This window comes from Corynebacterium sp. HMSC078A10, assembly GCF_001811565.1.
Taxonomy (GTDB): domain Bacteria; phylum Actinomycetota; class Actinomycetes; order Mycobacteriales; family Mycobacteriaceae; genus Corynebacterium; species Corynebacterium hesseae.
Window position 1 is genome coordinate 24,404 of the sequence record NZ_KV805198.1, and the last position, 10,506, is coordinate 34,909.

General features: G+C 55.4%; 7 protein-coding genes. 4 read left to right on the forward strand and 3 right to left on the reverse strand.

What is annotated here, in order from left to right:
* Window positions 1-4: 4 nt before the first annotated feature.
* From HMPREF2808_RS05665 to HMPREF2808_RS12985, 3 genes are all read right to left on the reverse strand, one after another.
* Window positions 5-835 carry a DUF8176 domain-containing protein gene (locus tag HMPREF2808_RS05665; RefSeq protein ID WP_070624163.1) on the reverse strand — a complete coding sequence of 277 codons (831 nt, stop codon included), beginning with the start codon at window positions 833-835 and terminating at the stop codon, window positions 5-7.
* 37 nt (window positions 836-872) lie between these two features.
* Window positions 873-2,015, reverse strand: coding sequence for a hypothetical protein (locus HMPREF2808_RS05670; protein ID WP_070624165.1), 1,143 nt, complete (start codon window positions 2,013-2,015; stop codon window positions 873-875).
* Between the two features lie 387 nt (window positions 2,016-2,402).
* Window positions 2,403-2,615, reverse strand: coding sequence for a helix-turn-helix domain-containing protein (locus HMPREF2808_RS12985; protein WP_168162316.1), 213 nt, complete (start codon window positions 2,613-2,615; stop codon window positions 2,403-2,405).
* A 191-nt stretch (window positions 2,616-2,806) separates the two neighbouring features.
* Between HMPREF2808_RS12985 and HMPREF2808_RS13490 the strand changes: the two genes are divergently transcribed.
* From HMPREF2808_RS13490 to HMPREF2808_RS05685, 4 genes are all read left to right on the forward strand, one after another.
* Window positions 2,807-2,977: a hypothetical protein gene (locus tag HMPREF2808_RS13490; protein ID WP_156794356.1), complete on the forward strand. Its 171-nt coding sequence runs from the start codon at window positions 2,807-2,809 to the stop codon at window positions 2,975-2,977.
* A 94-nt stretch (window positions 2,978-3,071) separates the two neighbouring features.
* A complete protein-coding gene (locus HMPREF2808_RS13715; protein WP_070624167.1) occupies window positions 3,072-3,623 on the forward strand; it encodes a hypothetical protein in 552 nt (183 codons plus the stop codon).
* A gap of 2,384 nt (window positions 3,624-6,007) precedes the next feature.
* Complete coding sequence (locus HMPREF2808_RS13720; protein ID WP_256388852.1) at window positions 6,008-9,115, forward strand: DEAD/DEAH box helicase family protein; 3,108 nt, start codon at window positions 6,008-6,010, stop codon at window positions 9,113-9,115.
* Window positions 9,116-9,471: 356 nt separating this feature from the next.
* Entirely contained in the window at window positions 9,472-10,422 is a 951-nt protein-coding gene (locus HMPREF2808_RS05685) for a replication protein RepA (RefSeq protein WP_070624172.1), read from the forward strand.
* The last annotated feature ends 84 nt before the right edge of the window (window positions 10,423-10,506 follow it).

Genomic DNA, 10,506 nt, shown 5'->3' on the forward strand with positions numbered 1-10,506 from the left:
CGTTTTAGTCCTCTCGTCCAATGGAGTCCACAGCCCACGAGCCGTTGGCCTCCTTTGCGGTTACTTTTTGCTTGTACAAGGTGGGCTTTTCTTCCTTGGGCTGCTTGACTTCTAGCTCTACAGAGGTCGTATCTCCCTCGGACGGCTGCATAGTCAGACACCAGGTCGTGCCTTTAGGAGCAGCCTTGGGCAGAATCTTCATCCAGTTCTGCTTTTGCATATCGCTGTCCTTGGTCAAAGACGCCTTGACACCGTTGGCATCAGCATCAAAATAAGCCTTTTCAAACTTCGCGATTGCTGCGCGCGGGGAGTCTTCGGCCGACACGTCCACATCATTGTTTCCGCTACAACGGGTGCCGACTTCCGCAACCTCAGAGGAGGTATCAGACACCGGTTGTGGGCCTTGTTGGTCAGCTTCTTCTGCTACCGGCGAGGACTGCTGTGAGTGCTCTTGCGAGGCAGTGTCCTCAGAAGAATCACCCATCTGGGCAAGGAAAGTGAAAGCACCAGCTCCTACAAGGGCAAACACACCCACACCAAGCGCGATAGGCAAGGCTACGCCGCGACTTTTCTTATCCTTAGCTGGCTTCTTCTCGCTCTTGTCTACAGAATCAGGGCGAGAAACCGCAGGTTCTTTTTCAGCTGCGGGCTTAGTTTTTGCTTTAGGCTTAGGTTTTTCTTCTACAACCGGTGCTGTTTCCTCCGGCGTCTTTTCAGTCTGCGTATCGTCTACGCGACTTTCTTCCTCTTCCTTGGTGCTATCAAGGGCACGAAGGTCAGGTTTCGCGGAGTTTTGTTTGTCGTGATTATCGAGTGCGTCAAGCCAATCATCCATGGGTATTCCTCATTTCTCGGCTTAGGCCGCAAGCAGGTTAGACAGTCTTGTGGTCGATATTTACGTCCGCAGAAACAGCCCCCAGCTCAGCCTGCTGCTCGGTAGGCAGATTCTCTACCTCGTCAATTACTGCATTGTGCAGGTTATTGAGGTTTTCCTGCCCGTATTCTGGAAGCGCCTTAGCAGCGTTTTGACCGGCCTGCTGCGCCCAAGCGACTTCCTTGGCCGGCAAGGCAATGGTGCTCTCGCCCGCCGCAGTAGAGATAGTGACGTCACCGTCAAACGGCTGGGCCTGCCCCTGTGCCGTCACCGTGATTCCTGGAGCCGACACAGTGGCCGTAGCGCCTTCTACCTCGTTGGTTTCTACCGGCGCTGTTGGCTGCTGCTCTGGCTGGTCTGCCACTGGCTGCTGTGCAATTTCCTCACCAGCAGGTGCCGATTCTTCCACGGCAGGTTGTACAGGTTCTGCAGGCTGGGCAGTCTCTACTTCCTCTGGCTGTGGGTTGGTGTTGGCGACTACTTCCTCAGCTGGAGCCTCATGCTGCGGGGCGTTTTCTACATCGTCAGAAACAGGCTCTGGGGTGTAGGCAGGCTCAGTTTCCACTTCGGACTCTTGGGAGTCAGTGGTGTGTACAGCAGGCTCATAGGTGGGCTGCTGGGCATTGTCTACCGGCTCGCTCGGGGCCTCGGGCTGGACGGCTGGCTGCTCGGAGACGATTTCATCGCTCCACTGTGGGGTGGTGGAATTATTGGTGTTATCTCCGTTGTCAGATTCCACCGGCTTCGGTGCAGGAGTTTCAGTCTCCGTGCCTGGCTGAGCCTGCTGCGAGGCCTCTGCAGGAGTCTCCGTTCCCGGCTGCGCATTGTTTGCTGGCTGAGAAGGAATGTTGCCTTGATTAGGAAGCTCGGCGTTCACATCTGTTCCTGGCTGGGCCTCATTAGCAGCAGGTGCCGATTCTTCATTGCCACTCTCGTCGCTACCTGCGTTCTCGGAAGCCTCTGTGCCTGGTTGGGCTTGTTCTGCTTCCTCAGCTGGAGCCTCATCGGCACTAGTGTCAGTGCCCGGCTGAGCTTCAGATGCCTCTTCTGCCTGCGCGGTGGCAGCACCTACGCCGGTTACAGCGCTAAGCGCGACCAGCGTAGCGGCACTGGTGGAAATAGCGGTGCGAATCTTGACCATTGGTCCCTCTCTACAATGTGTGCGTCGTTTCTCGTTTTGCGCATTCTGCGCGTTCTGCGCGTTCTGCGTCGCACTCCATTGTGGCGCAAGTCCTGTGCCATTCCAACAGCAATTGTTTATTATTTTTGCCTTTTAACTTCCCCCAAGGTTTTCACATGCGTTTACTTTCCCTTTATGTGCTGGGACTTTCTCCTTTATTTACCGGAATTCCCGAATTTAATTCACAGCAATAAAACGGGCCAATACCCCCATTTCGGGGCGGGTGTTAACATTCCTATTAGTTGATGATATGTCCGCATTTTGCCGCTTTTTACAGAAAAACACCCCAGAATGGAACATTCTGGGGTGTCTGACCAGCCCTAACTGGCAAGAAAGCTACAGCTTTCGCTACTCCTGCGGGGGTATCCCGTTGAGTAATTCTTCTAAGGAAGATTTTGGAATCCGGTATCGACCACTCGGCAAGCGGACAACTCCGTCAATTTTTCCGGACGCAGCCCACGCCTGCACCGAACGTCGAGAGACGTTGGGAAGCAGTTCTGCAGCTTCTCCCGAGGTCAGCCACACTTCTTCGTTGGTCTGCTCAGCGTCTCCTGTAGTCATGTCGGTCATATTACATCCACTCCAGCTGGCGTCAATCACGCGATTGGCACACTCTGCGCGTTCTGCGCGTATTGCACCTTTTGCGCTTTTTATCTATTCTCGTTTCTACCTCGGGCCATAAAGCTGGCTTTGTCGAGGTTTTCTTGAACCATTTTATCTAGGTAACACTTAGCCCTGCTAGGAGGGCATTTATGGATACCAAAGTCACCTTTCGTATTGATGCACACCTCAAAGAAGAGCTGCATCATATGGCTATCTGTCAGCATACAACGATGAATGCGCTGATCGTTCAGGCCATTTCTGAGAGTCTTGCCAGATACCTTGGAGAACGCTGTCTGGTTAAAAAAGGTCTAGCGCACTAGGTTTTTAGCCCCATAGAATTCGGGGCCATGGCGAGGAAGAAGAAAGAAGACCCCAATCAGATCTCCCTTTTCGACCTCTTAGGAGAAAGCACCAATGATCTACAAAGCGACAATCCAGCAGGCTTATCAGGACGCAGGACGCGAACTGAGCGAGCCGGAGTTGACCGAGACGTACGAAGCAATGATGAGTCAGTGGGAGCAGACCTCCGCGAGGAATCTGCAGACACTCACCGACCGTTGGAAGCAGAAGACGGGCAAGCAGACAGTCGACGCACTAACGCGGGGACAGCTTCTGAATCTGGCCGACCAGCAGGCGAGCGAGGAAGTCCGCAGCGAGTGGCTCGACCCGCTTACCCAGGAAGTAATCGAGGACAATCTTCTCCACGACGAGATGAATCCACCGAGTCTGCAGGTGCTTACCTCCCCGAATCTGTGGATGACGCAGTGGAATCTCCTTCCCGACAACGACGCACTCAACGAACTAGCAGCGAGCCTGTGGCCGGAGAAGAGCTCGAAGTGGCTACTGGTGGCAACGGCACTACTGCAAGTCAGCGACCATCAGAACAAGGAGTACCCGACCGAGCAGGACTCGACACTTCTTCCCGCCTTCGAGGCGAAGGTCAATCACGCAATGACGCTCAACTAGATCCGGTTTGGACAAATATCGCCGCGATTGAGGCGGCTATTGCCTACCGAGACGGTGACAGTCTTGACGATAGCCAGCGCCAGGCGCTGGAACAATACCGCTCTTGGGGTGCTTTCTCCCAGGTCTTCGATGAGCACAACGAGCGCTACGCACCTGCCCGCCAGCGTCTTCGCGAGCTACTAAGCGACGACGAATACACGGCAGCTAGGCGCACAATTCTTACCGCCTATTACACTCCCCCAAGCCTTACTTCCACCATCTGGGATAGCCTTCGCACCGCAGGATATACCGAGGGCAAGGTGCTCGAACCCGGAGTTGGAGCAGGTGGATTTATTGACGCAGCACCCGAAGGTGCAGACGTTGTAGGCATTGAGCGCGACCCTATGAGCGCACTTATCGCTAATGCTCGCTACCCCGAGTCGCAGATTCGTCGCGAAGACTTCGCGGATACCTCAATTGCCGATAACTCCTTCGTCGCCACCATCGGCAATGTTCCTTTCTCCCAGACCGCACCTTACGACCCGCACCACAACCGTGCGGGCCTATCCACGCACAACTACTTCATTTCCAAGTCCATCGACTTGACCGCCCCAGGTGGCTATGTTGCTGTCCTAACCTCCCAGCACTCTGCCGATTCGGCTGGGCGCGGGGCTACCAGCGTGCAGCAAGCACTTACTGACCGCGCCGATTTCATCACTGGCGTGCGCCTGCCTGGCGGCTCAAACGGTGCTTTTGCCGATTTTGCTGGCACCGAAGTAGGCACTGATGTTCTCGTCTTCCGTGTCCGCGACGAAAATCAGGAACCTAGTGCGCGCACCGAGGAATTCTGCCGGAAACAGTCCATTACGGTTGGCGATACCACCCGTGCGATAAACAAGTTCTTCGCAGATAATCCAGACCACGTACTCGGCACGTGGAAGGAAGTTTCTTCCCAGTTCGGGCCAACCCTAGAGGTACGCAGCGACAATACGGACAACGTGGCAGACCAGCTAGGCGATATTTTACGCCGCGATATTTCTACTGCTGTCGCCAACGGCCAGGGGCTTACCGCTAGTCCAGAAACGATTAACCACGCCGAACAACTAGACGTCTCTGGCCTTATTGAGGCCCGCCGAGAACAGCTCCAAGACACTTTGGGCGCATTGCGCTATATCGACAATGACGACGGCAGCGTGCAATTCCAGCAGCTTAATCCCATCGGCGCCAGCGGCGAGTCCGCATGGGAAGACGTCAAATGCGCTAAGAAATACCAGCAGGAATGGAAAGCCATTGTTGACCTGCGCAACACCACCGAAGCAGTCCTAGAAGCCTGCCGCGAGGGGCAAGAAGACGAGCTTCCCGCACTACGCGAGGTTCTTAACACTCAATACGACGCTTACGCCAGCACTTACGGCCCGCTTAATCGCTTTACTGTCCAAGCTGCCAAGGAAAAGACGCCAGAGCGTATCTCGGCCGACTTCGAGAAAAAGGTTGACCTGTGGCGAAAGCACAACGCCGTTGATGATCGCCCCTTCGAGGGTGAACTGCCCGAGGAAGTCACCGCCCGGCTATGGGACGAAGCCAAGCAGCCCAGCACCCGCGAGCAGCGCAAGCAACTGCACCTTTCTGGCGCACTGCGCCGCGACCCGTATGTCACGGCTGTTCTAGCACTCGAAGACTTCAATGACGATACCCAGCAGGCCACCAAGGGCCCACTGTTTACCACTAACCCACTGCGCTCTATAGACACTCCTACCAGTGCCGATTCGGCCCAGGACGCGGTAGTTATCGCTCAAAACCATAACTTGCCCATGACTACTGCCACCTTTGCAGAGCTTTTGGGAAATACCGACGAAGACGCCCTTGCCCGCGAGCTGACCGAAAATAAGGTTGCTTTTCGCCACCCGCACCGCCCTGACGAGTGGGTTCCAGCAACCAAGTACCTTTCTGGGTCTATCTATCCCAAGTTGGAAACTGCCCGCCAGGTCGCGCACAACGATCCGCGCTTTCTTCCCAATGTCGCAGGCTTGGAAGAAGCCTTGCCGGACAAGGTCACCAGCGGAATCAAGATGAGTCTAGGTGCGACGTGGATACCCGATGATGTCTACCGCGATTTCATCATTGACACCTTGGATATTCCCGCCAGCCTGCACAATCGAGTCACAGTACACAACCGCGCCGATGAGTGGTTTGTCAGCACTCCAAAGGATTGGCACACGCGAGAAGAAGTCGATCTGAAATGGGGCGTGCGCGCGGCTAACGCAAATGGCCAATACAACTTCAATGACGAAGAGTTTAAGGATTTCAGCCACGCTGGTATCGCCCACTCTGGTGCCGACGCCACTGTCTACTCGGCAGCAAAGCTCATTGAAGACACTATGAATATGCGCCCGCCGCAGCTCAACATGTCGAAATACGCCAAGCTGGATAAAGGCTACGGGGAAAATGCGCTAGTCGTCCACCGCAAGGCTTCTGCCTTTGCCGGTTCCAAGGTGGAAGGCCTAGAAAAGCACTTTTCTCGCTGGGTCACCCAAGACCCAGAGCGCTATGAGCGCCTAGTTGACGTCTATAACCGCACGCTCAATGGTGTTGTTGCTCCCAGCTATGACGGTTCTCGCCGCGAGATTGCAGGCATTAGCGACCGCTACAAGCCCTACCCGTATCAGCTCAACGCAGTCGAGCGCATGCTCAACGAACCAGGTGTGCTGCTAAACCACGTTGTCGGTGCCGGTAAAACCGGCAGCATGCTCATGGGTGCCATGGAGCTAAAGCGCCTAGGCGTTGCTAAACAGCCTTGGATGGTGGTTCCTAACCACCTCGTAGAGCAGGTAGGAATCGAGGCAAAGCAGTGGTTCCCCGGCGCAAATATGCTGGTAGAAACCCGCAGTGGCAGCAGCCGCAAAGACGACCGCCAGCGTCTTCTTGCCCAAGCCGCAGCCAATGACTGGGAGCTAGTCATTGTCTCTATGAGCTCGTTCGGCGAGATGAGCATGTCCGCTGACTATCTGCGCGACTACCGCGACAGCGTCTTAGACGAATTCGAGCGCGACCTGCAAGAAATCGAAGACAACGAGGTAGACGAGCAGACCCGCCGCGATAACACGCGCCGAATCGAGCAAAAGCGCGACAAGTTCGAGCAGAGCATGAACCAAAAAATCGACAAGATTTCTCGCGGTGACACAATCCCCTGGGATCAAACGCGCGGCGACTACATCATTGTCGACGAGGCACACAATTATAAAAACCTCCGGCGCGTATCCAAGCTGGCTGACCTTGCCGAAGAAGGCTCTGACCGCGCTACTGACCTCGACGTGAAACTGCGCTACCTACGCGGCGAAAAAGGCAGCGACCATCCTATTGCCACCTTTGCCACTGGTACGCCTATTGCCAATTCCATCGCCGAAATCTACACCATGCTCAACTATCTTCGGCCCGATCTTCTCCACGAAGCAGGCATGCATGGTGTGAACTCCTGGGCGCAAAACTTCACCTCGAAGCGCAGCGAAATTGGCTTTACCGCTGGCAATAAAATCAAGCCCCAAACCCGCATTGCCAGCTATGAAAACCTTGCAGAGCTGGCCCAAATGTGCGCGCCCATGGCCGACACCATCACCCGCGACGATATTCCGCGCAAGCTACCCAGCATTAAAGGCGGAGAGACTACCGTCGTGGAATTCGACGTAGACCAAGAAACCAAGGATTTAATTCAAGATCTTTCCTGGCGCGAAGATAATCAGCCAGACAACCCCAAAATCGACAATGCCCTAAAGATTATGAGCGACGGCAAAAACGCCACGCTCTCTCCAGAACTGGCTAACCTTCCGCCCGCCCAAGGCGTCGGTCGAGTTCATGCTGTTGTCCAAAACGTCGTGCGCGAGTGGCAGGACAATAAAGACAACGAGTACACCGACCAGCAAGGCAATATCTCGCCTAATCGTGGTGGTCTACAGCTTATTTTCTGCGATAAGGGAGTGCCCAAGCCTGACGGGTCATTCTCCATGTATGAGGCAATCCGAGACCAGCTTGTCGAAGCCGGCATGGATAAAGACCGCATTCGCTTTATCCACGACTGGGACAATAAGCGCACCCAGCTTTTTGACGACTGCAATAACGGCAAAGTCGATGTCCTTATTGCCAATACGGCCAAGCTAGGCACCGGCGCAAATATCCAATCTCGCGGCGTTGCTATCCACCACGTAGACGTTCCCTGGCGTCCTGCCGACCTAGAGCAGCAGGACGGACGCTTTTTCCGCCAAGGTAACCAGAACGACGAAGTCGCCCGCTATACCTACGTTGGACGCGGCACCTACGACGGCCACTCCTGGGCCACTATCGAGCGCAAAGGCCGATTTACCAACCAATTCTGGAATGCTGACCGCTCCATGCGCTCCATTGCCCCACTCGAAGACAACGACCTAGAGGCCATGGCCCAAAACAAGGCTATTGCTACCGGAAACCCTGACTTCGTGCGCAAAGCAGAGCTCACCAAACAGGTAGAAAAACTCGAAGCTGCCGCCGATGAGCACACCGCACTCGCTGAATCCAACGTTCTCACCCGCAGGCAAGCGCAAGAAGACCTCGCCCGCGCCCAACGACGCCTAGACCGAACCGAAGGGCTAGTAGACCAAGCAGAACAATGGGCAGACACCGACTCAAAGGAGCGCACGTGGAATATCAACCACGCCCAGCAAGACTCCCGCGAGGAAGCCACGAGCGCCCTTATTGACCGTCTCAAAGAGGTCAAAGACTCGCGCAGCACCGACTATCAGCCAGTAGGTACTATTGCTGGAATCTCGTTTGCTGCACGCTTCGACGCGATTAATGGCAGCGTTCAGGTTAAATCCGACTTCGGGCAAGTAGGCCGTGACGCCATTGAAAAATGGGTTATTGACCCCACCTACGCGCACTCGGGAATTACTCCCGAAGAAATCAAGAACAAACAAAGTGGCCTGCTTACCCAGCTAGAAAATACGGTGCGCGCAGCCCCTGACCGCGTCGACCAAACCCGCGCTGACATCACCAACTATCAGCAGACCATCGACGACATTGACCAGCTCGGAGACCCAGAGTCCTTCCCCCACCAAGACCAACTGGACTCGGCGCGCAAAGAGCTCAACAAGGTCACTCAACGCCTGGCTGACTTCGACGCCTCCGACGCAGAAGTTCGCCGACGCCAAGAATATGCCAGCCGACTCGCCAGCAAAGGACGCAGCCCCGGCTACTCCCTAGAGCTCAACCCCACCGGGTTCATGCGCGATACAGGAATGGTCTGCCACCCAGACAGCAAGCCCATCTCCCACGCGGCAGAAGGAACCACGCTTACCGCTCCGCCTGCCTCCCCTGAGCTCCACCCCGGAGCACAGGCAAGCATGGACTTCCTCGACGGACTCGGCCTCGGAAGCGAAACCAACAACCCCCACAGCAACGACTACACAGAGAACTCAGCCCAGACCCCAGACGAAGACATAAACCTAGACGAAGAGCAAGAGGACGATAACGGAAATGAGCTGTAGCACACACCATCGCGCAACATGTACAATAAACGCAGAATGCGCAATACGCGCAGACTCTCCGGCAGAAATCCAGCGATTAATCACATCGGTGTGATTTAATAAGCGAAGAAAATAAAAGCCGCGCTCCACACACGTGGGGCGCGCAGCGCGAGCGGCACACACCCTCGGTTCAAGTCCAGGGCGCGCACATTCCTCAAAAACGAGGAAACCCCCGCATCATCGAGCGCCAACTCTAGCGGGGGTTCAAACCAAAAATCGACACCACCGTGTCGGTTAAGACTTTACCACTTCCACACAGGCAGTGAGCAAAGCACAACACGGGCGGTGTCGATAATCCGAAAGGAGACGAAGGCACCATGCAGCCCCGAGATGAGCGTCGCGCCAAGCTCGAAGCAGTCAAAGAACTAGCCCGCAGGCAAGAACACGACGCCGCACAAGAACTCCTGCAAGCCCAAGACGTCGGCTACACCTCTAAACTCTTCGTCCAAGCACTCTTCCCCTACCGCAACCCAGACAGCAACGAACGAAAAATCACTACTGCGGAAGGCACCATCAGCGTCTACTCACCCAACGGGCTTCCCTACGGCAAGTACCCGCGCCTCATCATGGCCTACATCATCACCCGCGCCGTGGCTAATGCCGGACGCCTCAAAGAAGGAAAAATCACCCACGAAGAAGCCCGCCGCATTCCGCTAGGCCATTCCATGAGCCACTTCCTTCAAGCAATCGGCGTCACCGGACGCGGCACCGGAGGCGTGCATGGAAATCTCTCTAAAATCCGCGACCAGCTCCTACGCCTAGCTAGTTCAGCGATCACCGTCCAAAGCGACGACGGGGTTCACGCACGGGGTCGCAACACCCAAATCCTCGAAGACTGGAACCTCTGGTTCGATCCACGCGACCCCAACCAGGGAAGCTTCATGGAATCAGAACTTGTCCTCACTCCCCAGTTCTTCAAGCACATTGCCGAATCCCCCATTCCCATCGACCTCAATGTACTGCGCGAGCTTAACAAACCGCGAGCGATGGACATTTACATCTGGCTCACCGTAAAGCAATACTGGTTAGCCAAAAACAACCGCGAAGCCTACACCTTCACTTGGGACATGATCGCCGCCAACTTCGCCACCAAGCAACTACACTCCAGCGACGCACGAAAAAACTTCCGCAAAGAGATCAAAAAAGCCATTCTTGAGCTCACTACCGCATGGCCCAACGCTGGCATTACAGCCAACGCGGACGGAGTAACGGTCACAAGGACTGCTCCATCAGTTCAGCAGAAACCGCCCCGTCCCGAACTCGACTGACCCAATCCCGACGAACCAGCGCCCTCCGGGGCGCTTTCTTTTTAGCTAAGACCTGCTTGCGCATATTTACCACCCCTCGTGCGC